Below are 24,546 nucleotides of genomic sequence, written 5' to 3'. Positions count from 1 at the left end.
TGACAATGGCTCACTGGCTGCGGCGGTTGCGGCTACCGCTTGACCGTGCTCCGTGGTGACCTTCGATCGTCTGGTTGTTCGCTGTGGTGGTTGAGCGCATGGGCGGTGCCGGCCGCGACCGGCCGTAGCGGCCGCCTACTACTCGTGCCGCCTCCGGCAGCCCTGCCGGAGGCGGCGAGGTCGCATCACGCGACGGCGGTCCCCTCGAGCTCGACCATCAGGCCGGGGATCGCCAGCCGTGCCACCCCGAGCATCGTGGTGGACGGTGCCACCCCGGCGGCACCCAACCGCGACGCCAGCACGCCGTAGTGCTCGAAGAGCCGATCGACGTCAGTGGTGTAGACGTTGAGCCGGACGAGGTTCGCGAGGGACATGCCGGCCTCGCCGGGCACGGCCTCCAGGTTGTCGACGCTCAGCGCCAACTGCGCCGCCATGTCATCCGGGGGTGGCGACGCGGTCGGTGGCGATGACGATGCCGTCGAGGTTGACGTGCGTCAGACCCGCAACGGGTTGACCGCCGTTCGCTCCATTGCCATATCAGCTCCATTCGATTCGTCGACGTTACGTACGTCCATCGGCTCGGTAGCCGACATCTTGTTCGTCGTGTTGATGAGCCTCCCAGCGAATACACGACATCCTGTGTCGTGTATCTCTGGGGAGTTTTCGTATGCGCGCCGACCGGTTGGTCTCGCTGGTGCTGCTGCTGCGGCAGCACCACGACGAGGCACTTGCCCTGCTGATCGCCGGATCGCGGCGCGGCGCGCAGGCATTCGGTCTCGTTGGGCGCTCGCTTCGGCGATGCTAGTTCGCCGAACCCTGATCGGGATATGCATAAAGGATGCATATAAAGTCGCTATGCTTCAGGCATGAGTCGCCAAGGCGCCGCGCACGGCGCTTCCGATGCCATCGGGTCAGCCCTCTACGGTCTGGCCACCAGGGCCGTGAGACGCCTTCCCCGCGACATGAGCCTGACGTCCGCCGCCACCTTGGCCACCCTGGACAAGACCGGCCCGCGACGGATCACCGATCTGGCGGTGGCCGAGGGCGTCACCCAGCCCGCGATGACCGTCCTGGTCCGGGTGATGGAGAAATCCGGGCTGGTCGAGCGGACGGGCGATCCGTCCGACAAGCGGGTCACGCTGGTGTGCCTGACCGAGGCCGGCGCGTCGTACGTCCGGACACGACGCCAGGCGGGCGTCGACGCGTACGCGCGGTTGATCGACGAACTCACCGGTGACGAGGTCGAGGCCTTGGCAGCAGCCCTTCCGGCGCTGCTGCATCTGGCAGAGCTCGAAAGCCACGCCCGAGAGGAGTCGGACCGGTGACCGCGGCCCAGGCTCATGACCAGCCCATGAGTACTGCCCTGATACGTTCCGAGGCACGTCTGCTGGTCCCCGCCCTGATGTTCATCGCCCTGGTCGTGGCGGCGGTCGCCAGCCTCGGGACGCCGCTCATCACCAGCGTGGCGACCACGTTCCACGTCTCCCTCGACAGCGCGCAGTGGACGCTGACCATCGCCCTGCTCAGCGGCGCCGTCGCCACACCCGTCCTCGGCCGGCTCGGCGCCGGTCCGCACCGACGGGCCACGATTCTCGCCACGCTGGCGATCGTCGTCGTCGGCAGCGCGCTCACCGTGCTGCCGCTGCCGTTCGCCTGGCTGCTCGCCGGCAGAGCGGCCCAAGGCGTCGGACTCGGTCTCACGGCGCTGATGATGGGCGTGGCCCGCGACCATCTTCCCGAGGAGCGCAGCGCGGCCACGATCGCCCTGATCTCAGTGGTCTCCATCATCGGAGCCGGCGTCGGCTACCCGCTGGCCGCGCTGCTCGCCGAGTTCGGCGGACTGCGGGCCGCCTACGGCCTCGGCCTGCTCGTCACCGCCATCGCGTTCCTGACCGCGTGGCGCTCCATGCCCGCAGCTCCCGAAGGCCGCTCCGCTCACGTGGACGTGGCAGGCGCGGTCGTCCTGGCCGCTGCGCTGCTCCTGGTGCTGTTCCTCGCCGGCGAACGGGATCTGTGGAGCCGGCACCTCGCCGTGGCGGCGGGCCTCGCCGTCGTCGCGGTGGTGCTGCTCTGCGTCTGGACCGCCTCCGAGCTGCGCAGCACGACGCCTCTGGTCGACGTCCGGGCGGTACGGCACCCGGCGGTCGCCGGGGCGAACATCGCCATGTTCGTCGGCGGGAGCGGCATGTACCTCCTGCTCACGCTCATCACCCGCTACGCGCAGACGCCGCACAGCGCCGGCTACGGCTTCGGGCTGACCACCTTCGTGGCGGGGCTGGTCCTCATCCCGTTCTCCGTGCTGGGGTTCGTCGCCGGCAAGCTCACGCCCCGGGTCCGCGAATGGATCGACGGCCCCCTGCTCCTGGCCGGCAGCGCCGCCATCGTCGGCGGCGGGTTCGTCCTGTTCGCGGCGGCCCGGTCCAACCTGGCCGAACTGCTCGTGGCCATGGGCGTGCTGGGCTTCGGCGTCGGCAGCTTCTCGGCCGCCATGCCCGGCGTCATCCTGGCCGTCACGCCCAAGAGCGAGACGTCGAGCGCCATGAGCTTCAACTACGTCGTCCGCAGCGTCGGGTACTCCCTGGGCAGCGCCATCGGCGGTCTGGTCCTGGCCGCCGGCACCGACACCGGCCGCCTCTTCCCGAACGACGGCGCCTACACCACCGCGGCGCTGGTCGGCGTCGCCGCGATGGCGATCACGACGATGACCAGCCTCGTCCTCGCCCGCCGACGCTCACCCGAGACCAATCCGATCGCAGCCCCAGCCGGTTGATCGAAGCCGTCCGACTTCGACGCCGTCTCCGTCGGCTCGCTGACCCACAGCGCGCCGACCATGGATCTGAGCATGCTTCTGAGCATCAATTCCGAACACAGGAGGTACCGTGGCCAAGGGCTACTGGGTCAGCGCCTACCGCACCATCGCAGACCCTGAGAGGCTTGCTGCCTACAACAAGCTGGCCGGTCCAGCCGTCGAGGCCGCGGGCGGGCGGCTGCTCGCCCGCGGCAGCCGGGTCGTCGCACACGACGCCGGAATCGCCGAGCGCACCGTCCTGATCGAGTTCGACAGCTTCGAACAGGCGGTCGCCGCACACGCGAGTGCGGCCTACCAGGAGGCGCTGGCCGCACTTGCTGACGGCGTCGAGCGCGACTTCCGCATCATCGAAGGCCTCGACTGACGACCGATGCTGCGTCAGGGAGGAACACGATGCCGGCTGCGGGGATCACCCCGGCTCGTCAGCGCGCCGCACCGTCGCGAAAAGCGTCAGGCCGGTGGCATCGGCGGTGATGTCCAGTCCGGCGACGGTTCCCGGCGGCGCGGCGGCTCGGACGTCGGCCTCGATGTCGGCGGGGGTGCGTTCGACGAGGTTCCAGCGGCCGATGTGGGTCATCAGGGCGGCGTACGGGTTCGGGGTCGCGATGTTGGAGAAGTAGAACGTGCCTCCGGGGCGGCACAGGCGGGACAGGGTGGTGCGGATCAGGGCTCGGGCGAAGCGTTCTTCGAGGTAGTCGAAGAGGCCTCCGGCCAGGACCAGATCGAAGGGGCCGTGGTCGGCGGCCAGGTGGGCGGCGGTGCGCAGGACGTTGCCGGGGGCCGCGGCGGTCTGGGCGCGGGTCGCGGGCGGCAGGTGTGTGAGGGCGTGCTGGAGGGCGTCCGTTGCGCAACTCCCTGCGCAACCGCGCCGCCGCGATCGCCACCCGCTACGGAGTGTCATCCTGAGAGTTGTCGCCTTCTGCGGGCCGCCGCCGACGCGATTCGGACCGCTTCATATTGGTAGGTGCCAACCCGCCGAACGACGTGTGCGCGACGCGCGGCGCCGCCTTGCAGACGGTCATCGTCCATTCGTCTGAACACCACAACCTCTTGGCACCGCCACCCCCGCCTTAACGATCGTTCAGGGAAACAGGACGGCCGTGAGACACCCGGGAGGCGTCTCACGGCCCTGGCACGTCCTTCGACCGACGGGGCGCGGCCGGGGAACGGACAGGTCGGCGGCGGGCAGACCCCGCCGCCGACCAGTCGAGCGATCAGCCGAGAGTGTCTCGACCGTTCTCCTGAGCGTGGCCGTCCGCCGGCACGCTGCCACGGGAGATCGGTGCGCGCCACATCGGATACATGACCGGACCGTCGGGCAGCCGCAGCAGCTCCGGCATGTCCACATAGCCGTGCCGGAGGTAGAGCCGGCGGCTCGCCTCGCTGCTGGCCTCCAGGTAGGCCGGCATCCCCTCGGCGTCGAGCCGCCGGTGGTGCTCCTCCAGCAGCAGGCTGCCGAGACCGCGGCCGGTCCGCCCGTCCCGCAGGGCGATGAACGCCAGATAGTGGTGCGGCTCCTGCGGGTGCAGCTTGTCCATGAGCCCGCCGAGGACGGCGTAGCGCTCGGCGTGTTCCCCGGCGAAGGAGGCGATCGCCTCGTCCTGGCCGGGGATCTCGGGGCACGGCGCGGTGAACCAGACCGCGACCCCGGCGAGCTCGCCGGACTCGTGCACCCCGTAGATGTCGCCGTGGTCGAGCGCGTGCGCGGTGTGCATGGTGAAGAACCGCCGCTGGATCGGCAACCGGTCCCGCTCCGGCGGGACGAGCCAACGGGTGATCGCGTCGCGGCTGAACCTGTCGGCGATGATCTCGCCGGCCGCGTCCGCGTCCGTCATCCGGGTGATCTCGACCGTCACCGGGCACCTCCGCCGACCGCCTGCGCGCCCAGGCCGATGTTGGCGTACACCTCCGGCCTGGTCGCCTTCAGCACGCTGCCCCAGACGACGCCCAGGATGATCGCGACGACGTAGATGCCGGGCAGGATCCAGCGGATGGGCGCGTCAGGCTCAACGTCGAGCACCGTGTCGAAGTTGATCAGAGTCATGCCGATCATCGTGCACAGTGCCAGGGCCGCCAGGGCCGGGGCGATGCGCGTCCGCCACACCGTCTCCCCGGAGGGGTTCCGCGCGAAGAACACGATGACCGAGATCGAGGTGACGGTGAGCAGGGTCAGCAGCCCGAGGCCGCCGAAGGCGCCGAACGTGAAGAACAGCTTCGTGACCGGATCGAGGTCGAAGATCGCGTAGACGAAGATCACGATCAGCCCGAGCGCCGTCTGCAGCACCGATCCGGCCTTCGGAGCCGCGGTGCGGGCCGACGTACGGCCGAACACCGAGGGAAGCACGTTCTCGCGTCCCAGGGCGAAGATGTAGCGGGCCGTGGTGTTGTGGAAGGCGATCATGCAGGCCATGCTGCTGGTCACGAACAGCACGGACCCGATCGTCGAGACGGCGGAACCCATGTGGGCGGCCGCCTGGTTGAAGATCAGCTCGGTTTGCTGCTCGGACACCGCCTTGACGATGCCGTCCGGCCCCGTCGGCACCGTCTGTGCCCAGGCGGAGATCGAGTAAAGGATCGCGATGATCGCGATACCCAGGTACGTGGCGAGGGGCACGGTCCTGTTGCGGTCCCTGCTCTCCTCGGCGAAGACGACCGACGACTCGATGCCGGCGAACCCCGCGACGACGGTGGCGAGCGCGGCGCCGACGCCGGACACGAACAGGGAACCGGGGTTGAAGCCCTCGAAGCTGACGCCGCCCGGGGCGGGGTGGAGCAGGTCACCGATGTCGAAGACGAGGACGACGGCGATCTCGCTGACCAGCAGGACAGAGAGGATCTTGCCGTTGACGTCCACCCGAAGCAGGCCGAGCAGGCCGGTCACCGCCCACGCGACCAGCGCGATCACCCACCAGGGGGGCGCGGCGCCGAACCAGTCGAGGAGCAGCGGCTCGGTCGCCGACCCGATGATGCCGTAGAGGCCGAGTTGCAGCGCGTTGTAGGCGAGGAGCGCCACCCACGCGGTCGCCACCCCCTGCGTCCGGCCGAGCCCCTGCGCGGCGTACGCGTAGAACGCGCCCGCGTTCACGACGTGCCGGGCCATCGTCACGTACCCGACGGCGAACAGCGCGAAGATCGCGCCCAGCATGAGGAACGCGAACGGCACGCCGATGACACCCGTCACCTGGTACGCCGTCGGGACCGAACCCGCGACGACCATCAGCGGCGCCGCCGCGGAGATGACGAAGAAGACGACCGACGGGACGCCGAGCCGGTCCTTGGCGAGGGCGCTGGAGACGGCGCTGGGCCGTTGTTCTGTCAGGGACATCCGGAACTCCGTGAGGTGGGGGGAAGAAAGATCATCGGCGGCTGATGACGGCTTCGCCGACGACGACCTCGGTCTGGACGATGAGTCTCTGCAGCGGTACGGGGAGCAGGGCGGTCGTGGCGGTCGCGAACGCGGCGTCGTGCTCGCGCAGCGCCCGCGGGGCTCCGCCGGTGGCGACGACGAGCCCGTAGAGGACGCAGTCCCTGATCGCGGGCGGCTTACGCCGCTCGATGGCGAGGTTGAGGCGGGCGAGCGGCCACGCGGCCGTGTTCGCGTCCACGGGTGCCGCGGGCTGCAGTTTCAGCAGGTGCCTCGCCGGCGGGTTGAGCAGGTTCTTGGCGATCATCCTGGCCACGACGTCGTCGTAGACCGTACGGGCGAAGAAGTGGAGCCAGGTGACGATCGGGTGGTGCGGTTCTGCGACGACGTGGTCGAGCACGTTCTGGGTGAGCGGATCACCGGTGGCGTCCTCAGTGATCACGTAGAGGCGGTCCTGGCCCGGGACGAGGTCGAGGGTGACCCGCTCGGCGAGCATCAACTCACCGATGACGGCGCCCGCCAGCCCCAGGCTCGCGAGGCGCGGATGGAGTCGCGCACGCCCCGTCACGTTGTGGTGGATGACGAAGAACAGATCGTCGGCCAACGACGGGCGTGAAAGATCACCTTCAGCCACGATCGGCGATCCTATATGCGGATTGTTAAATCTGTCATCGCAGAAAGTCCGGAAATTCCGACCGACAGGGGGCACTCCCCGCCATAGCCTTCGATAGACAGTTATGTTCCGAAATCTTCCTCTGGAGTTAACTCCATTACGTCCCAGTTTGGGGCGAACGGCGGATTTGCCGGCGACGGACGACTCCCCCAAGCGGACACGGGACCTCTGATCGGGGCGCGCCTCGTGGGAGGGCAGGAAGCGCACGATGTCGGACACGAAGAACGATGACGGCCATGAGGCCGAGCGGGACGATTTCGGGCGCCGGAATAACCATTATTCGACGGCACAGAACCCGATGCTCATGGGCTCCCGCGCCGGCGAGGAGAATCGGTCGCGCCCAGATGTGCGACATTAGTCATCCGATATTCGCCTCACCGGAGGTGGCGCGCCTCGAAAGAGCAGGTCGGATTGGTGAACACGTTCACGTCCCGCAGGCCCGAAAAGCACGAGGCGATTCCGCATTCCGTCCGTGTCCGGAACCTCGCGCGCTACCACCGTCGTCGCGTCACGACGGCGACCGCGCGATGTCGAGGGGTGAGAGGCACCGAAGACCCGCACTGAGACCTCCACGGGAACCGCGCTCACCTGGCGAAGCGGCGTCACGACGGGAGCCGAGACGCCGTTCCGCGAGGTCGAGGGTCAGGTCCCTTCGCACAACGTGCGGGAGACCACCTCCAGCCAGATCGCCACCGCCTCCGCGCCCGGATCGACCCGGCCCACGGCACGCTCGCCGAGATAGCTCGAACGGCCCCGCCTCGGCGTCATCGCGGCGGTCGCCGCCGTCCCCTTCCTCGCCGCCTCCACCGCCGCCGACAGCGCGCCGCACGGCTCCGCGCCGCCGTCGAGCGCCTGGCGCAAGGCGTCGGCGGCGGGCACGAGCGCGTCCAGCATGGTGCGGTCGCCGACCTCCGCGCCGCCGAGTTCCGACACCGCCCGCGCGCCTTCGGCCAGCGCCCGCGCCCAGTCGCGCGGCGTCGGATCCCCGCCCGCCTCCTCCAGCACGGCCGCCGCGCGCAGCAGGAGAACCGCGTACAGCGGGCCGGAGGTGCCGCCCAGGGCCCGGCGCAGCGTCGCCGAGAGGGCGCGCAGAACAGCGGCGGGATCCTCGGTCCCATAGCCCGGGAACTCCCGGCGTACGGCGTCGGCGCCGCGGGTGAGGCTGATGCCGAGGTCGCCGTCACCGACCGCCTGGTCCATCGCGGTCAGCTCGGGTTCGGCCGCGATCAGGGCCGCGCAGACCTCCTCGACCACCCGTTCCAGCACCCGCCGGAGCGGCGGCCCGCCCGCCGCCGCTGCCGCGGGCCGGCTCCCGGCAGCGGGCACGCCACTCGGAGCGGGCGTCCCCGGGACGCGCAGCGGCTCGGGCCGCACCCGGCCGAGGTGCGCGGCCGGCCAGGCCGGAGCCGACACCGGCGCGTCGAGCCGGTCCAGGAGACGGTCGTCCACCCGCAGCACCGACATCGAGCACCCGGCCATCTCCAGGGCGGTGAGGAAGGACCCCGTCCAGACGCGTTCCGGCCGGAAGCCCTGCTCCGCCAGCCTGCGGACCGCGCGGCGCGCGACGATCTGGAGCTCCATCAGCGGCGTGCCGCCGAGGTTGTTCACCAGGAGCGCGACCCGGTCTCCGGGCGTCAACCCCAGGTCCGCGGTGATCCGGTCCAGCAGCGTGTCCACCACGACGTCGGCCGGTGCGACGGCGGTCCGCCGCACGCCTGGCTCACCGTGGATGCCGAGGCCCAGCTCGACCTCGTCCGGGCCGAGCTCGAACCCCGGACGGCCGGCCGCGGGCACCGTGCACGCGGACAGGCCGACCCCCATCGAGCCGACCGCCGCCGCGGCCGCCTCGGCCTCCCGGCGCACCTCGGCGAGCGGCAGCCCCGCCTCCGCCGCCGCGCCCGCGACCTTGTGCACGAACACCGTGCCCGCGATGCCCCGGCGGCCGGCGGTGCCCTCGCCCGCGTCGAGAGCGACGTCGTCCGCCACGACCACGACTTCGACGGGGATGCCCTCGGCCTTGGCCAGCTCCGCGGCCAGGCCGAAGTTCAGCCGGTCGCCGGTGTAGTTCTTGACGATCAACAGGACGCCGGCCGGGCCCGCGACCGTACGGATGGTCTCCAGCACGGTGTCGGTGGACGGAGAGGTGAAGACGTCCCCGCACACCGCCGCCGTCAGCATGCCCCGCCCGACATAGCCGGCGTGCGCGGGCTCGTGTCCGGAGCCGCCGCCCGAGACGATCGCCACCCGGCCCGACCTCCTGAAATCGGCGACATCCGCGCGTACGGCGACCGTCTCTCCGTCCAGCAGGGCGATCTCGGGGTGGGTGAGGGCGAGGCCCTCCAGCATGTCCGGGACCACGCCGGACACGTCATTGACGAGTTTCTTCATCGGAATCTCCTTGGATGGGGGTCCGCGTTGAAGCGAGGCAGATCTACCCCGGCGCCGTGCGGGCGTACCCGTTCCCCTTGACGTGAAGACCCTGCGGGGTGACACCCCTAATACCGGGAAAGACCGGCATATCGGGCATATCACATCAGGGGGCGTGATGAAGTTCGTTGGCGAGAGGCAGCTCAAGGCGACCAGAGCGGCGCCGGAGAAGTTCACCGGCGGCAACGTCTGGGAGACGTCGGCTCTCGAGGAGCTGCGGCCCGACGGCCTGCGGGCGCTGCGGTTCTCCTATGAGCCCGGAGCCCGCTCATGCTGGCACGTGCACGACGGCGAACAGGCGCTGTACATACTCTCGGGGCGAGGCGTGGTCACGCGGTGGGGCGAGACGACGGGCCGGGAGGTCGGGCCGGGCGACTGGGTGCACGTGGAGCCGGGCGAGAAGCACTGGCACGGAGCCATGGCGGACACCACCTTCGAGCACCTCGCGGTGACGGCGACCGGCGCGACCCACTGGTACGAATCGGTCTCCGACCAGGAATACCGCGCCAGTCACGGCACCGAGACCGGATCCGCCGGCCAGGCGGAGGGAGGCGACGCGGGCTGACCGGCCGGAGCCCCCGCCCGCCGCGGCTCGAACGGCGGCAGGGCCGGCTCCCCCGGCGGCGTCAATCCCGACCAGCCAGAACGGCAGGCGGGTTCCGGCCGGATAGGCTCGATATCTGAGTCGGGCATCACGCCTACCCGTGCGGGGCGCTCAGGAGATCAGGGTCACATCGGTGCCCGAGACGAGCGCTCAGGCGACCAGAGGGAGGCCCGTCATGGCGATCGCCACGATCAATCCCACGACCGGGGAGACGGTCAGGACGTTTCCCGAGTTGAGCGACTCCGAGATCGAGCGGAAGATCGGCCTCGCCCACGAGCGGTGGCGGACGTACCGCGAGACCGGGTTCGACGAGCGGGCCGAGTGGATGCGGGCCGGCGCCGACCTGCTCGAGCAGGAGGCCGACACCGCCGCGGGGCTGATGACCACCGAGATGGGCAAGACGCTGGCCGCGGCCCGCGGAGAGGCGCTCAAATGCGCCCGCGGCATGCGTTACTACGCCGACAACGCGGCCGAGTTCCTGGCCGACGAGCCGTTGGCCGACCCGTCGGCGGTCGGGGCCAGGCGCGCCCTGAGCCGGTACCGCCCGCTGGGTCCGGTGCTGGCGGTGATGCCGTGGAACTTCCCGATGTGGCAGGTGATGCGCTTCGCCGCGCCGGCGCTGATGGCGGGCAACGTCGGGTTGCTCAAGCACGCCTCGAACGTGCCGCAGTGCGCGCTGTACCTGGAGGACGTGTTCCGCCGCGGCGGGTTCCCCGAGGGCTGTTTCCAGACGTTGCTGATCTCCTCCAGTCGGGTGGAGGAGATCCTGCGGGATCCGCGGGTGGTCGCCGCCACGCTGACCGGGAGCGAGCCGGCCGGACGTTCGGTGGCGGCGATCTGCGGCGACGAGGTGAAGCACACCGTGCTGGAACTCGGCGGCAGCGACCCGTTCGTGGTGATGCCCTCGGCGGACCTGGATCGCGCGGTGGAGACCGCGGTGGACGCCCGGGTGCAGAACAACGGACAGTCCTGCATCGCGGCCAAGCGGTTCATCGTGCACTCCGACGTCTACGACGCCTTCACCGACAGGTTCGTGGCCGGGATGAGGGCGCTCACGGTGGGCGACCCGTTCGACCCGGCCACCGATGTCGGGCCGCTGGCCACCGAGCAGGGCCGGGCGGGGGTCGAGGAACTGGTGGACGAGGCGGTCGCGCGCGGCGCGAAGGTGCTGTGCGGCGGGCGGCGGCCGGACGGACCGGGGTGGTTCTACCCGCCGACGGTGATCAGCGACATCACCCGGGACATGCGGATCTTCACCGAGGAGGTGTTCGGCCCGGTCGCCGCGCTGTACCGGGCGGCGGACATCGAAGAGGCGGTGGAGATCGCCAACGCCACCGCCTTCGGCCTGGGGTCCAACGCCTGGACCAGGGACGAGGCCGAGCAGGAACGGTTCATCGCCGACCTGGACGCCGGTCAGGTGTTCATCAACGGCAAGACGGTGTCGTACCCCGACCTGCCGTTCGGCGGCGTCAAGCGCTCCGGCTACGGCCGCGAACTGTCCGCCCACGGCATCCGCGAGTTCTGCAACCTCAAAACCGTCTGGATCGGCTGACACCTCCGACGGACCACACAGCGCCGACCGGTCCCCCTGATCGCGGGTTCGCGTACGCGGATGGAGGCGGCGAGGTCGTCACGCCGGCGGCGGTTCCGGGCGGCGTGACGACCGGCGGGGGTCGTGCTTCCAGCGGGCGTACTCATCGGGCAGGCACACCGCGCACGGCCGGTAGCCGGCGGCGATCGCGGTGGCCTCGTCGGCGAAGAAGACCCGCTGCCCGACGTAGCCGCCGCGGGCGATGGCGCGCAGCGCCGAGGGGCAGTCCAGCCTCCCGTACAGGCGACCCCGCCGATGCCCGCCGAGCGTTCCCGGAGACGGGCTCGGGTACGGCTGCCCGTCCAGGCCGGTCAGCGTGTACATCGACGGCTCCCGCTCGGATTTCAGGCGGCGTCGTGGAAGACCAGGCCCAGGGTGCGCCGTCGTCCGGAGCGGACCACGCTGACGCCGTGCCGTACCGGCGAGGCCGACCAGCCCCGCACCGAGCGGACCGGCCGGTCCCGGGTGGTGAAGATCAGGCCGCGGCCCTGCTCCAACATGGTCGCCGTCCCTCTGGACTGGGCCCGAGGCCGCTGTTCGACCAGCAGGAACTCTCCGCCGGAGTAGTCGCCGCCGGGCTCGTCCAGGCCGATCACGACCTGCAGCGGGAAGACCAGGTCTCCGTACAGGTCGCGGTGCAGGGCGTTCCAGTCGCCCTGCCGGTAGCGGAGCAGGATCGGGGTCGGCTTGGTCTGTCCGGCCTCGTGGCACATCCGCAGCCACTCGGCCAGCGTGTCCGGCCACGGCGCGGGCCGGCCCAGCTTGGCCGCCCAGTCCCGGGCGATCGGCAGCAGGCGCGGGTAGAACGCCTCCCGCAGTTGCCGCACCGGCTCCGGGAAGGGGGTGTCGAAGTAGCGGTACTGCCCGGACCCGAACCGGAAGCGGGCCATGTCGACGGTCGAGCGGAACAGCCCGGCGTCGTCGTACAGGTCGGCGATGCTCCGGCACTCGGCCGGGGTCAGCACCGGACGGGTCAGCGCGCAGCCGAACTCGTTGACTTCGGCGGCCAGCGCCGGCCAGTCGTCGTGGTCCACCCGCTCACGCGGCGTGGCCGCCGGATGCGGCGTCGTGACCATGTTCCTCTCCAGCCTGGTAGGTGGCGGCAGGTGCGCCCCCCTGCGGGAGCGCCGTACGGGGACGTGTCCCTTCGGTTCCACCAGATATAACGGCGGACCGCCCGCCGACCCCGGCGGTATTCGGACCTCGCGTTCCGCCCGCGGCAGCGGCCGACCCGGGCGGTCGGCAGGACGGTGGGCCCGCCTGGGCCGCTCTCGCCCGCGTGATCTCGGCCGGCTTCGCCCGGTGGATAATCCGGACATGCGGTTTGGAATCCTCGGCGAGACCCGGGCATGGCACGACGACGGCACCGAGGTCCCGCTGGGCGGACCGGCCCGGCGCGCGTTGCTGGCCCTGCTGCTGGTCCGGCCCGGTGAGGTCGTGCCGTCCGACCGGCTGGCCGAGGAGATCGACCCGGACGCGGCGCCGTCGGCGCACGCGCTGCAGTCCCAGGTGTCCAGGCTGCGCACGGCGCTGGGTTCCGCGGCCGCGATCGAGCGGGCCGGGGCCGGGTACCGGATCGTGGTCGCGGACGATGCCGTGGACGCCTGCCGGTTCGAGCGGCTGGCCGGGCAGGGCCGTACGGCGTTGCGTGACGGCGACGCCGTACGGGCGGTCGCGCTGCTGCGCGAGGCGCTGGAGCTGTGGCGCGGGCCCGCGCTTGCCGAGGTCGCCGAGAGCGGGACGGCCCAGGCCGCCGCCGTACGGCTGGAGGAACTGCGGCTCGGGGCGTTGGAAGACCGGTTCGAGGGCGAGTTGCGGCTCGGCGAGCATCGCGCCGCCGTTGCCGAGCTGCGCGAGCTGGTCGGCCGCCACCCGCTCCGGGAACGGCTGGCGGGGCTGTTGATGCGGGCGCTGTTCGCCGCGGGCGGGCAGGCCGAGGCGCTGGTGGTGTTCGAGGAGACCAGGCGGCACCTGGCGGAGGAGTTGGGCGCCGATCCCTCGGCCGAGCTGGTGGCGCTGCATCGGGAGGTGCTGAACACCGACGCGTCGCCGTCGCTCGCCGGGCCGCCCGCCCAGCTGACCTCCTTCGTCGGTCGGGACGAGGAGATAGCCGAGGTCGCCGACCGGCTGCGCACGGCCCGGCTGGTCACGTTGATCGGCCCCGGCGGCGTCGGGAAGACCCGGCTGTCGGTCGAGGTCGCCGGGGTGGTGGCCGACGAGGTGTGCTTCGTGGAGCTGGCCGCGTTGGGCGACGGCGCCGGGCCGGCACGGGCGGTGCTGGGCGCGCTCGGCCTGCGTGAGCACGGGCTCCAGATGGGAGACCCCGCGCGGACGCCGGTCGATCGGCTGATCGCGGCGTTGTCGGACCGGGTGCTCCTGCTCGTCCTGGACAACTGCGAGCACGTGGTCGAGGAGGCCGCCGCGCTGGCGGCGCGGCTGCTGGCGGCCTGTCCGCGGCTGCGGGTCCTGGCCACCAGCCGGGAGCCGCTCGGCATCATCGGCGAGAACCTGCACCAGGTGCGCCCGCTCGACGGCGACGCGGCGGTGCGGCTGTTCGGCGACCGGGCCGCGGCCGTACGGCGCGGTTTCGCCGCCGATCCTTCGCTGGTCCGGCGGGTCTGCGCGGCCCTGGACGACCTGCCGCTGGCCATCGAGCTCGCGGCGGCGCGGCTGCGCACGCTGGACCTCGACGATCTGGCGGGACGGCTGGACGACCGGCTCGGTGTCGCGGCCCGCGGCAGCCGTACGGCCCACGACCGGCATCGGACGCTGCGCTCGGTGGTGGCGTGGAGCTGGGGCCTGCTCTCCGAATCCGAGCAACGGGCCGCGCGGCGGTTCACGGTCTTCGCCGGAGGCGCGACGGCGGAGTCCGCGCTGCGGGTGTGCGGCGCGGACGGCGAGACGCTGGAATCCCTGGTGGACAAGTCGCTCCTGGAGGTCTCTCGCGGCCGTTTCCGGATGTTGGAGACGATCCGCGCCTACGGTGCCGAGCGGCTCGACGAAGCAGGGGAACGCGAGTCGGCACGGCGGGCCCATGCCCGGCACGTCCTGGATCTGGTGCGTGCCGCCGACCCGCATCTGCGGCGGGCCGAGCAACTGGACTGGCTACCGACCCTGGTGGCCGAGCATGAGAACGTCCTGGCCGCCATGCGCTGGGCGGTCGAGACTCCCGACGTCGCGACGGCCCTGGAACTGCTCGCCTCGGCCGCGACGTACGTGTGGATCCGCGGCGCGTCCGCTTCGGCCGCGCCTCACGCGATCAGCCTGCTCGCCGCGATCGGTGACGCGTTCCCCGCCGGGCTCGGAGAGGAGTACGCGACGTGCGTGCTGCTGGCCGCGTCCGACCGGACGACGTGGCGGCGCCACCGCGCGACGGCCGAGCGGGCGCTGGCCGCCGCGTGGGCCGGCGATCGGCCGGGCCGGTACCCGGCCGCGTTGCTGCTGTGGATGATGCGCAACGCGATCGAGGCCGACTCGCGGAGCGCGTTCGCGCTGGTCTCGTCCCTGCGGGACTGCCCCGAGCCGTGGGCGCGGGCGGTCGTCCAGTACGTGTCGGGATTCGGGGCTCTGGGCGAGCGGGACAGCGCGGCGGCCGAGCGCGCCTTCGGCGAGGCCGTCGAGGGGTTCCGGTCGCTCGGCGACCGCTGGGGCACGGCGCTGACCCTGGACATCCTGGCCGGTCTGGCGGGCGGGAGCGGAGACCGTGCGCGGGCGATCGCGCTGACCGACGAGGCCCTCGCCCTCACCGGCCGGCTCGGCGCACTGGAGGACTCGGCCGACCTGCTGGTCAACCGGGGCGATCATCTCGCCGCCGACGATCCGGCGGCGGCCCGCGCCGACTACTCCGAGGCCGCCGATCTGGCCCGCCGCGCCGGCAGCTCGACCTGCCTGGCCGCGGCCCTGCGCGGGCTCGGCGACATCGCCCTGCTGGAGGAGGACCGGGCCGAGGCGGAACGCCTCTATGCCGAGGCCCTGGAGCGGATCGACCCGCACTGGATCAAGAGCCTGGGCAACCGGGTGCGCATCCTCGTCGGGCTCGCCCGGGTCGCCGAATCACGCGGCGACCGGGCCACGGCCCGCGCGCGCTACCGCGAGGCCGCCGAGAACGCGGCCGTGCTGGGCCCCTCGGCGTCGGACGCGCTGCGCCTGCTGGGACTTCCCGCATCGGTCACCGAGGCGGTGAGCCGGCGGTGAGCCTCCGGTGAGCCCTCCCCGGCAGGCTCACTGCCATGAAGAACCGCAACGTACTGATCTCCGGCGCCTCCGTCGCGGGCCCCGCGCTCGCCTACTGGCTCCACCGCCACGGCTTCACCCCCACGATCGTGGAGCGCGCACCGGCGCTGCGTGACGGCGGCTACGCCGTCGACTTCCGCGGCGAGGCGCACCTGTCGATCCTGCGCCGCATGGGCATCCTGGACGACCTCGAACGCGCCCGCACCGGCATGGGCTCCATGTCGTACGTCAACAGCGCGGGCAAGACGCAGGCGAAGATGCCCGCCGACCTGTTCGCCGGAGACATCGAGATCCTCCGCGGCGACCTGGCCCGCATCCTCTACGACGCGACCAGGGAGCACACGGAGTACCTCTTCGGCGACTCCATCGCCTCGCTCACCGAGGACGCCGACGGGGTGACCGTCACCTTCGAACGCGGCGCGCCGCGCCGCTTCGACCTCGTCATCGGCGCCGACGGCCTGCACTCCGCCACCCGCCGCCTGGCCTTCGGCCCCGAGGAACGGTTCGTCAAGCACCTGGGCGTCTACTGCGCGATCTTCACCACCGCCAACCACCTCGAGCTCGACCACACCGGCCACGCGTACCGGACCGGGAACAAGCTGGTGGCGATGTACAGCGCCCGTCACAACACCGAGGCCAAGGCCGTCTTCTACTTCGGCTCGCCGGAGCTGGACCTGGACCGGCGTGACGTGGCGCGGCAGCAGGCCATCCTCGCCGAGCACTTCACCGGAAACGGCTGGCAGAGCGACCGGCTGCTGCACGACATGCGGCAGGCGCCCGACTTCTACTTCGACTCGGTCGGCCAGGTCCGCATGGACGCCTGGAGCCGAGGCCGCGTCGCCCTGGTCGGCGACGCCGCCTACTGCCCGTCCTCCCTGTCGGGCATGGGTACGGGCCTCGCCCTGGTCGGCGCGTACGTCCTGGCGGGCGAGCTGGCCGCGGCGCGCGGCGACCACCGCGTCGCGTTCGCCCGCTACGAGCAGACGCTGCGCGCGTACGCGGAGGGCTGCCAGAAGATGGGCGACGGCGTCGCCAAGCTCATGGTCCCCAGCAGCCGCTTCCTGGCCTCGGCCCTCAACCGCTACTACAAGATCATGCCGTACCTGCCGGGGAAGAACATGGCCTCCAAGATGGCCCGCAAGACCGCCGAGAACATCACGCTCCGCGACTACACCGGCGGCGACGCTCCCCGGCGGCCGTCCTCGCCGACCGGGTCGCGCGGGGCGAGGTGATCAGCGCGGCTTCGGCACGACGCGGTTCGTTCCCGCCGGTTTCACCGTGGCCGCGGCGCAAGCGCGGTCAGCTCCCGCCGGACGACCGGCCACGCCTCGCTCTCCGGGTCGATGAGGACGAAGTGGCCGGCGCCGGAGATCCGCACCAGCGAGGTCGCCGGATGGGAGGCGACGTAGGACTCCGAGACGCGCAGGGGAACGCGCTCGTCGTCGGTGCCGTGCACGATCACCACCCGGTTCGGCGGATCCGGCATCCGGACCGGGTCGAGGTCGGCGTAATCGTCCGGAGGTCCGCCGAGGAAGTCGGTCACCCCGCCGCCGTCGAGGTCCAGCCGATCCGCGAGTCGCAGGTCGGCGACCGGAGCGAGGGCCAGGACGGCGGTCCCCTCCGGCGCGGCGCACATCGCCAGATGTGCGCCGGCCGAGTGACCGACGACCACCGACGGACGCAGGACGTCGAGGGCGGTCCGGACGTCGTCCACCGTCGGGCGGGGCCGGCCGGGCCGGCGGCGGTATTCGATCGCGGCGACGCTCCACCCCGCTTCGCGCAGCGCGTTCGCCATCGGGCGCAGGTGGGTCCGGTCGAACTCGGGACGCCAGAACCCGCCGTGGACCAGCGCCATCGTGGGGCCCTCGGCGGGCCAGAGGTCGATCATCTGGTCGGCGTCCTCGCCGTACCGGAGGGTGCGATCGGGGCCGGGCGCCGGGCGCGTCAATACGGAACGCTCCTCCATCATCACCTCCAGTCAGCCGGTGTGCCGCGGCGAGATCATGACGTCCTCCGGATCCCGGCCACGGCGGCCACGATCACTCCGGCGAGCAGGGCGGCCCCGGCCCCGGCGAGCAACTGTTGCTGCCTGCGCACCCGGCGCTTGACCTGGGAGTACGGCACCGTCGAGAACGACACCAGCTCGTACCGCGACACGTAGCGGCCGGGGAACGCCCGCTCCAGCCGGTGCTCGATGCCCTTCGCCAGCCGGTACACCGGCGAGGCCACCTTGTCGCGCATCTCGATGAAGTTGGCCAGGGCCATCTCGGCGATCGCGTCGGTGTTCTCCTTGCGCCGCCGCTCGAACAGCGGCAGGGCGCGGGCCCAGGACCCCCCGGTCTCGTCCAGGCACCGGTCCAGGACGACCACGTCCTCGAAGCCGCAGTTGGCGCCCTGGCCGTAGAACGGCACGATCGCGTGCGCCGCGTCACCGATCAGGCCGACGCGGCCGTCGGTCTGCCACGGCGCGCAGCGGACGGTGCCGAGCAGCCCGACGGGGTTGTGCCGATAGTCCTCCACCAGGGTGGGGGCGAGCGCCACCACGTCCGGGTAGTGGGTGCGGAAGTGGCGCTCGACGGCCGCCGGGCTGCTCAGCGAGGCGAAGCTCGCGGTGCCGCCGGTCGGCCAGAACATCGTGCAGGTGAACGACCGGTCGGGGTTGGGCAGCGCGATCATCATGGAGGTGCCGCGCGGCCAGATGTGCAGCGCGCCCGGGTCCAGCGCGAACTCGCCGTCCACCGCGGGGATCGTCAGCTCCTTGTAGCCGTAGTCGAGGAAGTCCGCGCTCTCCTCGATGCCCCGGTGCGCGAGCAGTTCTCCCCGTACGGCGGAGCCCGCTCCGTCAGCACCGAGCACCACGTCGGCCGTGGCATGTGTCTCGCCGTCCGCGGTCGCGAAGGTCATCGCGCCCGTCGCCGGGTCGAGCCCCGTCAGGCGATGCCCGAAACGCACCTTCACCCCGGGGGCGGCCTCGGCGGCGTCGAGCAGCGTGTTGTTCAGCGCGCCCCGGCTGATCGAGTTGATCGCCATCTCGCCGTCGTGGCTGTACGGCTGGAAGTCGAGCGGGCCGTCCACCGGGTGGATCATCCGGCCGCGCATCGGCAGCGCGTCCGCCATGACCTGCCCCTCCAGGCCGATGCGGCGCAGCGCGTCCAGGCCGCGTTCGGAGATGGCGAGGTTGATCGACCGGCCGCGCTCGGGGGTGCCGGCACGCGGGTCGGACCGCCGCTCGTACACGGTCACGTCGAGACCGCGCCGGGCCAGATAGCAGGCGAGCAGGCAGCCGGTCAGACCGGCGCCGACCACGGCCACGTTCACAGGTCCTCCGCAACGCACTCGGCCAGCGCGACGGCGGCGCGCCAGCAGTCGTGGTAGGTCGAGTAGAGCGGCGTCGGCGCCATCCGGACGATGTCGGGCTCGCGGGCGTCGGTGACGACCCCGTGCTCGTGGCGCAGCCGCCGGGCCAGCTCCGCGGCGCTGCCGCGCTCGACCCGCAGGGAGAGCTGGCAGCCGCGGCGCTCCGGGTCGCGCGGGGTGACTACGGCGATCGGCCGGGTCGGGACGACTTGGTCGAGCAGGCTCTCCAGGTATCCGGTGAGCCGCACGCTGCGGGCCCGCAGCTCGGCCATGCCGACCTCGTCGAACAGCCTGAGCGAGGTACGCACCGGGCCCATGGCGTAGATCGGCGGGTTGGAGATCTGCCAGGCGTCGGCGCTGGCCGGCGGCCGGGAGACCGGCGCCATCTCGAAGCGCGTCTCCGGCTCCGTGCTCCACCAGCCCTCGAAGCGCTGGAGCGACGGGTCGCTGAGGTGCCGCTGGTGGACGAAGACGCCGCCCAGGGCGCCGGGTCCGGAGTTGAGGTACTTGTAGGAGCACCAGGCGGCGAAGTCCGGTCCCCAGTCGTGCAGCCGCAACGGGACGTTTCCGGCGGCGTGCGCCAGATCCCATCCGACGACCGCCCCGGCGGCGTGCCCGGCCGCGGTGATCGCCGGGATGTCCAGGAGTTCGCCGGTGAGGTAGTTGACCCCGCCCAGCAGCACCAGCGCGACCGTGTCGCCCTCGCGTTCCAGGAAGTCGAGCACCTCGTCGCCGTCGCGGAGCCGTACGACGGTCTTGTCGGGGTCGAGGCCGTGGAAGCGGGCTTGGCTGCGCACGGCGTAGCTGTCGGAGGGGAACGCGGTGTCCTCGATGAGGATCCGGGACCGCTCCCCCTCCGGCCGGTAGAACGAGACCATCAGCAGGTGCAGGTTGACGGTCAGCGAGTTCATCACGACCGTCTCCTCCGGCAGCGCGCCGACGAGCCGGGCGGCCGGACCGGTGAGCAGCTCGTGATAGGGCAGCCAGGGGCGTTCGGCCTCCAGGTGGCCCTCGACGCCGAGCCGGGCCCACGCGTCCAGGTCCTCCAGCAGCTCCGCCCGGGTCGCCCGCGGCTGCAGGCCGAGCGAGTTGCCCGCGAAATAGGCGCTCTCGGGATAGCGGCCGCCGTCGGCGGGCGGCACCAGGAAGAGCTCGCGGCGTCCCGGGTCCGCGGCGTCGCGCCGCAGCGCCTCCTCCTCGGTGAACTCGGTGAACTCGGTGAACGGCATCGGGGCGATCATGTCCGTTTCTCCTTCACATGTGCGTTCTGGCGGACCACAGCTCCGGGAAGACCACCCGGGCCATGCTGCGCTCCAGCCAGGCCAGGCCGTTGGAGCCGCCGCTGCCGGGCTTGGCGCCCATCGCCCGGCGGACCGCCGCGACGTGCTGATAACGCCAGTCGCCGAACTGCTCGGCCAGCTCGGTGAGCGCCTCGCCGAGGAGCCGCAGGTGGTTGTCCGGGCCCTCGTCGCGGTAGGCCTCGACCCAGGCGCGCTCGACCGCCGGGTGCGGCTCGTACTCCGCGGCGACGTCGCGGCCGAGCACCTCGCGGGGGATGTCGTGGCCGCGTCGCGCCAGCACGGCGATGACGTCGTCCCAGATGCTCGGCGTCTCGTACGCGCGCACCAGGTCGCGGTGGATCTCGGTCTGCCGCTTGAACGGTCGCAGCAGCGCGGCGTTCTTCAACCCGAGCGTGAACTCCACCTGCCGGTACATCGCCGACTGCAGCCCCGACGCCTCGCCGAGCTGGTCGCGGAAGCGGTTGAAGTCGGCGGGGGTCATCCAGCGCAGCCCGCGCCAGCTCCCGTTGAGCGCCTCCAGGTGCAACGCCGTACGGCGCAGCGGCGCCAGCGCGCCCCACACGTCGTCGTCCCGCAGCCGCTCCTGGGCCTTGCGCAGCTCGAACGCGATGAGCTTGAAGTACAGCTCCATCACCTGCGTGACCATGAGGAACGACATCTCGCCGGGGTCGTCGCTCATCGGTCGCTGCAGGTCGTGCAGCACGTCGGTGCGCACGTACATGTCATAGGGAAGCCGTGTCCCGAAGTCCAGAGTCGGCGTCCCACCGGTGGCCTGGGCCCGTTCGGCGCGTTCCCACGCCGTCGTCGGGCGCACGGCAGGTTGCTGTCGCACAGTGTCCACGCGCTCGCCCCTCTCCTCGCTGGCCACCCAATGATGACGTCGCACTATGGGGCGAAGGAATGCCGCATCAACGGCCATTTCCGGAGATTCCCGCATATCGATGGCAATATTGGGGCAATCGCTTTGCGAACGAAAGGTTCCCGTGGTGGACGGCACGGACGGCGAGTCGCCGCGCGCACTCGGGCCGAGGGGACCCTGTCCGGTGCCCCTGTGGCTCGGAGTTCGCTCGGTAGGGTCGGCCGCATGTACTCGACACGGATCTCCCAGCACGTGAACGCGCCGCGTTCGGCCATCTACCAGGCGCTCGTGGACGCGGGCACGATCGCGAAATGGCGGGTGCCGGCGGGCATGAGCAGTCACGTCCACGAGTTCGACGCCCGCGAGGGCGGCTCGTTCCGGATCTCGCTCACGTACGACGCCCCGGGGCCGACCGGCAAGTCGGCGTCGCACACCGACACCTACCATGGCCACTTCGCGGAGCTCGTTCCGGACGAGCGTGTGGTCGAGGTGTTCGAGTTCGAGACCGCGGACCCCGGGCTGCGCGGAACCATGACGATGACGACGACGCTCGCCGACGCCGCGGGCGGCGGCACCGAGGTCGTCATCGTGCACGACGGGATCCCCGACGCCGTGCCCGCCGGCGACAACGAGACGGGCACGCGGATGGCGCTGGCGAACCTGGCCGCGCTCGTCGAGACGGGCCACGCGTCGGCGCCCAGCGAACCCACCGGGTAAGCCTGGGCAACCTCGTCGGCCCGGCCGCGCTCGACGTCGATGAGGTCCTGGCATGACGCTCCTCGCCGACGGCGACTCGTCTCCTGTAACCGCGCCTTCCCGCCCGGTTCATCACCGCGACGCACCCCGCAATGCCTTCTGACCTGCACGAACGCAGGTGTGACGCGCATCACGTCGGCCGCATGTCACGAACGGACCCGCAGCTTCCATCTGGTGGTCGTCGACAGCGAGTCGAGGAAGGCGAAACGATGAGCGCACAGCACGAAGCCGGTGTGACGACCACCCACCGCGTGGTGGTTCTGGGAGCGGGGTACGCGGGCCTGTCCGCGGCGATCCAGCTCGCGTCTCGGGTCAAGCGGAGCGAGAACGTGCAGGTGACCCTGGTGAACGCGCAGGAGCGGTTCACCGAGCGGCTGCGGCTGCACATGACGGCGACCGGGCAGCGGCTCGCCGAGCTGAACATCCCGGAGCTGCTGGAAGGTACGAGTGCGCGGTTCGTGCGCGGCTGGGTGACGGCGGTGGACGCGGATGCGAAGACCGTGCGGATCGACGACGAACGCGTCCTGCCGTACGACACGCTGGTGTACGGACTGGGCGGCGTGGCCGACACGGCGACGGTGCCGGGCGTCGAGGACCACGCGTACACCCTGAACAGCGCCCAGGACGCCGAGGTGCTGGCCGACCGGCTGGCGCGACTCGGCGGCGGCACGGTGGTGGTCGCCGGCAGCGGGCTGACCGGCGTCGAGTCGGCCGCGGAGATCGCCGAGCGGCACCCGGAGCTGAACGTGGTGCTGCTGGGCCGGCGTGAACCCGGTGCGGCCATGAACCCGAAGGCCAAGGCGTATCTGCGGTCCGCGCTCGACCGCCTCGGCGTGCGGGTGCGCAGCGGGGTCGAGGTGGCGAAGGTGCTGCCCGGCGCGGTCGAGCTGGTCGGCGGGGAGACTGTGCCGGCCGACGCGGTCCTGTGGACGAGCGGCACGCGGGTGTCGCCGCTGGCGGCCGCCGCCGGGCTGACCGTCGACGAGCATGGCCGCATCGTCACCGACACCACGCTGCGATCGGTGTCCCACCCCGAGGTGTACGCCGTGGGCGACGCGGCCGCGATCCACCAGGGCTACGGCGTCATGCACGGCACCTGCCAGGGAGGCATGCCGACCGGGGTGCACGCCGCGCTGTCGATCGTCCGGGCGCTGAAGGGCAAGCAGCCCAAACCGTTCCGCTTCGGCTACTACCACACGCCGGTGAGCCTGGGCCGCCACGACGCTGTCGTGCAGTTCACCCACCCCGACGACAGCCCCCGGCGGCTGTACCTCACCGGCCGTGTCGCGGCCCGGTATAAGGAGACGGTGACCGCTTCCCCCTGGCCCACATGGGGCCGTATGAAGAAGATGCCCGCCTCCGGCGCGTTCTGGCCGCGTGGCGGCCGCTTCACCCAGGTCCGGGACGCGCGGTGACCCCGTCCCTGAACCTCGACGAGCAGGTGTTCGTCCGGCATCGGAACCTGCTGTTCTCGGTGGCCTATCGCGTCCTCGGCACGGCGGCCGATGCCGAGGACGCGGTCCAGGACGCCTGGATCAAGTGGTCGGCCGCCGACCGCTCGCAGGTGGCCGACCCCAAGGCGTACCTGACCCGGATCGTGTCGAACCTGGCGCTCGAACGGCTGCGCTCCACTCAGCACAAGCGGGAGACCTATGTGGGGCCGTGGCTTCCGGAGCCCATCCTCACCAGCGGAGACACGGCCGAGACCGTCACGGACGCCGAGTCGGTCTCGATGGCGATGCTGGTGGTGCTGGAGACCCTGAGCCCGCTCGAGCGCGCGGTGTTCGTGCTGAAGGAGGTCTTCGACTTCAGCCACGCCGAGATCGCGGAGGCGGTGGAGCGCTCCGAAGCCGCGGTACGGCAGGCCGCGCACCGCGCCCGCGAGCATGTGCAGGCCCGGCGGCCGCGCTTCGCCGCGGACCGGTCGCGGCAGCGTGAGGTCACCGAGCGGTTCTTCTCCGCGGCGACCGGCGGTGACATGAACGCCCTCATGGAGCTGCTGTCCCCCGACGTCACGCTCTGGACCGACGGCGGCGGCAAGGTCCGCCAGGCCCTGCGCCCGGTCGTGGGCGCGGCGACGGTGGCGGCCTGGTTCGCGGCCATCGGCACCGTCACCTATCAGGGCATCGAGCCCGCCGACATGAACGCCGAACTCGTCGAGATCAACGGCGGGCCGGGCATCGTCTTCAGCGGCTCGGGCCGCGTGATCGCCACCGTCACCTTCGATTTCGACGGCGACGGCCGCATCACCACGATCCACAACGTGGCCAACCCGGACAAGCTCCTGGCCGTCGCCGACGGCACCGCCCGCGACCTCGGGACACGGTGAGCACGGAGTGAGACCCGCCCGATCTGCAGCAGGCGTGGGCGCAGATCCCCGACGCGGCCCGGGCGAGGGATCACCCAGCGCACCGTGGAGACCCACATGCGCTCCGACTTCCAGCGGCTGCGGTTGCCGGAGTCACCCGGCAGCCACCGCCGGGTGCCGGCCGTTCTCGCATACCTGCGCTCGGGCTGAGCGGCGCAGGATGTCACATATTGACTTCCTCCCCCGCCTAAAGGCGGGGGATCC

General features: G+C 71.6%; 22 protein-coding genes and 1 pseudogene. 11 read left to right on the top strand and 12 right to left on the bottom strand.

The genetic code is table 11. The annotated features are described in order from the left end of the window. Positions 1-185 precede the first annotated feature (185 nt). A pseudogene (locus AWQ68_RS39550) lies at positions 186-437 on the bottom strand (RidA family protein); the annotation flags it as partial. A gap of 230 nt (positions 438-667) precedes the next feature. On the opposite strand from AWQ68_RS39550, the gene AWQ68_RS43305 reads away from it, so the two are divergent. From AWQ68_RS43305 to AWQ68_RS39535, 4 genes are all read left to right on the top strand, one after another. Further along, positions 668-805, top strand: a complete 138-nt coding sequence (locus AWQ68_RS43305; RefSeq protein ID WP_157546508.1) for a hypothetical protein — start codon at positions 668-670, stop codon at positions 803-805. 61 nt (positions 806-866) lie between these two features. Further along, positions 867-1,325, top strand: coding sequence for a MarR family winged helix-turn-helix transcriptional regulator (locus tag AWQ68_RS39545; protein ID WP_444543181.1), 459 nt, complete (start codon positions 867-869; stop codon positions 1,323-1,325). Positions 1,326-1,351: 26 nt separating this feature from the next. Next, entirely contained in the window at positions 1,352-2,770 is a 1,419-nt protein-coding gene (locus AWQ68_RS39540; protein WP_066951665.1) for an MFS transporter, read from the top strand. A 109-nt stretch (positions 2,771-2,879) separates the two neighbouring features. Further along, positions 2,880-3,173 carry a DUF1330 domain-containing protein gene (locus AWQ68_RS39535; RefSeq protein WP_066951649.1) on the top strand — a complete coding sequence of 98 codons (294 nt, stop codon included), beginning with the start codon at positions 2,880-2,882 and terminating at the stop codon, positions 3,171-3,173. 45 nt (positions 3,174-3,218) lie between these two features. On the opposite strand, the gene AWQ68_RS39530 is transcribed toward AWQ68_RS39535, so the two are convergent. The 5 genes from AWQ68_RS39530 to dhaK form a co-directional block, all read right to left on the bottom strand. Beyond that, a complete protein-coding gene (locus AWQ68_RS39530) occupies positions 3,219-3,710 on the bottom strand; it encodes a class I SAM-dependent methyltransferase (RefSeq protein ID WP_066951647.1) in 492 nt (163 codons plus the stop codon). A gap of 313 nt (positions 3,711-4,023) precedes the next feature. Beyond that, a complete protein-coding gene (locus AWQ68_RS39525) occupies positions 4,024-4,665 on the bottom strand; it encodes a GNAT family N-acetyltransferase (RefSeq protein ID WP_084464922.1) in 642 nt (213 codons plus the stop codon). Next, on the bottom strand, positions 4,662-6,134 hold the full coding sequence (locus AWQ68_RS39520) for an APC family permease (protein ID WP_084464921.1): 1,473 nt from the start codon (positions 6,132-6,134) through the stop codon (positions 4,662-4,664). The genes AWQ68_RS39525 and AWQ68_RS39520 overlap by 4 nt, the downstream gene beginning before the upstream one ends. A gap of 31 nt (positions 6,135-6,165) precedes the next feature. Then, positions 6,166-6,807: a GOLPH3/VPS74 family protein gene (locus tag AWQ68_RS39515; RefSeq protein ID WP_169809078.1), complete on the bottom strand. Its 642-nt coding sequence runs from the start codon at positions 6,805-6,807 to the stop codon at positions 6,166-6,168. Between the two features lie 681 nt (positions 6,808-7,488). After that, positions 7,489-9,234, bottom strand: coding sequence for a dihydroxyacetone kinase subunit DhaK (gene dhaK, locus AWQ68_RS39510; RefSeq protein WP_066951643.1), 1,746 nt, complete (start codon positions 9,232-9,234; stop codon positions 7,489-7,491). Between the two features lie 157 nt (positions 9,235-9,391). On the opposite strand from dhaK, the gene AWQ68_RS39505 reads away from it, so the two are divergent. Next, positions 9,392-9,838 carry a cupin domain-containing protein gene (locus AWQ68_RS39505; RefSeq protein ID WP_066951656.1) on the top strand — a complete coding sequence of 149 codons (447 nt, stop codon included), beginning with the start codon at positions 9,392-9,394 and terminating at the stop codon, positions 9,836-9,838. 214 nt (positions 9,839-10,052) lie between these two features. Then, a complete protein-coding gene (locus tag AWQ68_RS39500) occupies positions 10,053-11,429 on the top strand; it encodes an NADP-dependent succinic semialdehyde dehydrogenase (protein ID WP_066951640.1) in 1,377 nt (458 codons plus the stop codon). A gap of 78 nt (positions 11,430-11,507) precedes the next feature. Here the strand turns inward: AWQ68_RS39500 and AWQ68_RS39495 are convergent, their stop codons facing one another. Together AWQ68_RS39495 and AWQ68_RS39490 are read right to left on the bottom strand one after the other, a co-directional pair. Next, positions 11,508-11,792 (bottom strand): Ada metal-binding domain-containing protein, encoded by a 285-nt coding sequence (locus AWQ68_RS39495; protein ID WP_066951632.1) that lies wholly within the window; start codon positions 11,790-11,792, stop codon positions 11,508-11,510. Positions 11,793-11,812: 20 nt separating this feature from the next. Continuing rightward, positions 11,813-12,544 carry a 2OG-Fe(II) oxygenase gene (locus AWQ68_RS39490; RefSeq protein WP_066951631.1) on the bottom strand — a complete coding sequence of 244 codons (732 nt, stop codon included), beginning with the start codon at positions 12,542-12,544 and terminating at the stop codon, positions 11,813-11,815. A 241-nt stretch (positions 12,545-12,785) separates the two neighbouring features. On the opposite strand from AWQ68_RS39490, the gene AWQ68_RS39485 reads away from it, so the two are divergent. Continuing rightward, on the top strand, positions 12,786-15,662 hold the full coding sequence (locus AWQ68_RS39485) for an ATP-binding protein (RefSeq protein ID WP_066951628.1): 2,877 nt from the start codon (positions 12,786-12,788) through the stop codon (positions 15,660-15,662). Between the two features lie 35 nt (positions 15,663-15,697). Then, positions 15,698-16,933 carry an FAD-dependent monooxygenase gene (locus tag AWQ68_RS39480; protein ID WP_066951625.1) on the top strand — a complete coding sequence of 412 codons (1,236 nt, stop codon included), beginning with the start codon at positions 15,698-15,700 and terminating at the stop codon, positions 16,931-16,933. Positions 16,934-16,974: 41 nt separating this feature from the next. Here the strand turns inward: AWQ68_RS39480 and AWQ68_RS39475 are convergent, their stop codons facing one another. The 4 genes from AWQ68_RS39475 to AWQ68_RS39460 are packed head-to-tail and all read right to left on the bottom strand — an operon-like array spanning position 16,975 to position 21,200. Then, positions 16,975-17,649 (bottom strand): alpha/beta hydrolase family protein, encoded by a 675-nt coding sequence (locus AWQ68_RS39475; RefSeq protein WP_218007249.1) that lies wholly within the window; start codon positions 17,647-17,649, stop codon positions 16,975-16,977. 53 nt (positions 17,650-17,702) lie between these two features. Then, positions 17,703-19,019 carry an FAD-dependent oxidoreductase gene (locus AWQ68_RS39470; protein ID WP_066951622.1) on the bottom strand — a complete coding sequence of 439 codons (1,317 nt, stop codon included), beginning with the start codon at positions 19,017-19,019 and terminating at the stop codon, positions 17,703-17,705. Then, the gene (kynU, locus tag AWQ68_RS39465) at positions 19,016-20,299 is read right to left on the bottom strand and encodes a kynureninase (RefSeq protein ID WP_245656570.1); all 1,284 of its coding nucleotides are present in this window, start codon (positions 20,297-20,299) and stop codon (positions 19,016-19,018) included. The genes AWQ68_RS39470 and kynU overlap by 4 nt, the downstream gene beginning before the upstream one ends. Positions 20,300-20,312: 13 nt before the next feature. After that, positions 20,313-21,200, bottom strand: coding sequence for a tryptophan 2,3-dioxygenase (locus AWQ68_RS39460; protein WP_245656568.1), 888 nt, complete (start codon positions 21,198-21,200; stop codon positions 20,313-20,315). Positions 21,201-21,443: 243 nt separating this feature from the next. On the opposite strand from AWQ68_RS39460, the gene AWQ68_RS39455 reads away from it, so the two are divergent. The 3 genes from AWQ68_RS39455 to AWQ68_RS39445 all read left to right on the top strand — a co-directional run bounded on the left by AWQ68_RS39455 (position 21,444) and on the right by AWQ68_RS39445 (position 24,303). Further along, positions 21,444-21,935 (top strand): SRPBCC family protein, encoded by a 492-nt coding sequence (locus AWQ68_RS39455; RefSeq protein WP_066951616.1) that lies wholly within the window; start codon positions 21,444-21,446, stop codon positions 21,933-21,935. Between the two features lie 248 nt (positions 21,936-22,183). Then, positions 22,184-23,389: an NAD(P)/FAD-dependent oxidoreductase gene (locus tag AWQ68_RS39450; protein WP_066951613.1), complete on the top strand. Its 1,206-nt coding sequence runs from the start codon at positions 22,184-22,186 to the stop codon at positions 23,387-23,389. Continuing rightward, positions 23,386-24,303: an RNA polymerase sigma-70 factor gene (locus AWQ68_RS39445; protein ID WP_066951610.1), complete on the top strand. Its 918-nt coding sequence runs from the start codon at positions 23,386-23,388 to the stop codon at positions 24,301-24,303. The genes AWQ68_RS39450 and AWQ68_RS39445 overlap by 4 nt, the downstream gene beginning before the upstream one ends. The last annotated feature ends 243 nt before the right edge of the window (positions 24,304-24,546 follow it).

This window comes from Microtetraspora fusca, assembly GCF_001570365.1.
GTDB lineage: Bacteria > Actinomycetota > Actinomycetes > Streptosporangiales > Streptosporangiaceae > Microtetraspora > Microtetraspora fusca.
The sequence above is the reverse complement of the archived record's forward strand: the minus strand, read 5'-3'. Positions and strand labels throughout refer to the sequence as shown.

What these genes read in the sequence shown, in the direction of transcription:
- AWQ68_RS39490 (WP_066951631.1), bottom strand. Translation starts at nt 12,544, where the DNA reads ATGGTCACGACGCCGCATCCGGCGGCCACGCCGCGTGAGCGGGTGGAC.
- AWQ68_RS39480 (WP_066951625.1), top strand. Translation starts at nt 15,698, where the DNA reads ATGAAGAACCGCAACGTACTGATCTCCGGCGCCTCCGTCGCGGGCCCC.
- AWQ68_RS39520 (WP_084464921.1), bottom strand. Translation starts at nt 6,134, where the DNA reads ATGTCCCTGACAGAACAACGGCCCAGCGCCGTCTCCAGCGCCCTCGCC.
- AWQ68_RS39505 (WP_066951656.1), top strand. Translation starts at nt 9,392, where the DNA reads ATGAAGTTCGTTGGCGAGAGGCAGCTCAAGGCGACCAGAGCGGCGCCG.
- AWQ68_RS39455 (WP_066951616.1), top strand. Translation starts at nt 21,444, where the DNA reads ATGTACTCGACACGGATCTCCCAGCACGTGAACGCGCCGCGTTCGGCC.
- kynU (WP_245656570.1), bottom strand. Translation starts at nt 20,299, where the DNA reads ATGATCGCCCCGATGCCGTTCACCGAGTTCACCGAGTTCACCGAGGAG.
- AWQ68_RS39485 (WP_066951628.1), top strand. Translation starts at nt 12,786, where the DNA reads ATGCGGTTTGGAATCCTCGGCGAGACCCGGGCATGGCACGACGACGGC.
- AWQ68_RS39530 (WP_066951647.1), bottom strand. Translation starts at nt 3,710, where the DNA reads ATGACACTCCGTAGCGGGTGGCGATCGCGGCGGCGCGGTTGCGCAGGG.
- AWQ68_RS39495 (WP_066951632.1), bottom strand. Translation starts at nt 11,792, where the DNA reads ATGTACACGCTGACCGGCCTGGACGGGCAGCCGTACCCGAGCCCGTCT.
- AWQ68_RS43305 (WP_157546508.1), top strand. Translation starts at nt 668, where the DNA reads ATGCGCGCCGACCGGTTGGTCTCGCTGGTGCTGCTGCTGCGGCAGCAC.
- AWQ68_RS39545 (WP_444543181.1), top strand. Translation starts at nt 867, where the DNA reads ATGAGTCGCCAAGGCGCCGCGCACGGCGCTTCCGATGCCATCGGGTCA.
- AWQ68_RS39500 (WP_066951640.1), top strand. Translation starts at nt 10,053, where the DNA reads ATGGCGATCGCCACGATCAATCCCACGACCGGGGAGACGGTCAGGACG.
- AWQ68_RS39450 (WP_066951613.1), top strand. Translation starts at nt 22,184, where the DNA reads ATGAGCGCACAGCACGAAGCCGGTGTGACGACCACCCACCGCGTGGTG.
- AWQ68_RS39540 (WP_066951665.1), top strand. Translation starts at nt 1,352, where the DNA reads ATGAGTACTGCCCTGATACGTTCCGAGGCACGTCTGCTGGTCCCCGCC.
- dhaK (WP_066951643.1), bottom strand. Translation starts at nt 9,234, where the DNA reads ATGAAGAAACTCGTCAATGACGTGTCCGGCGTGGTCCCGGACATGCTG.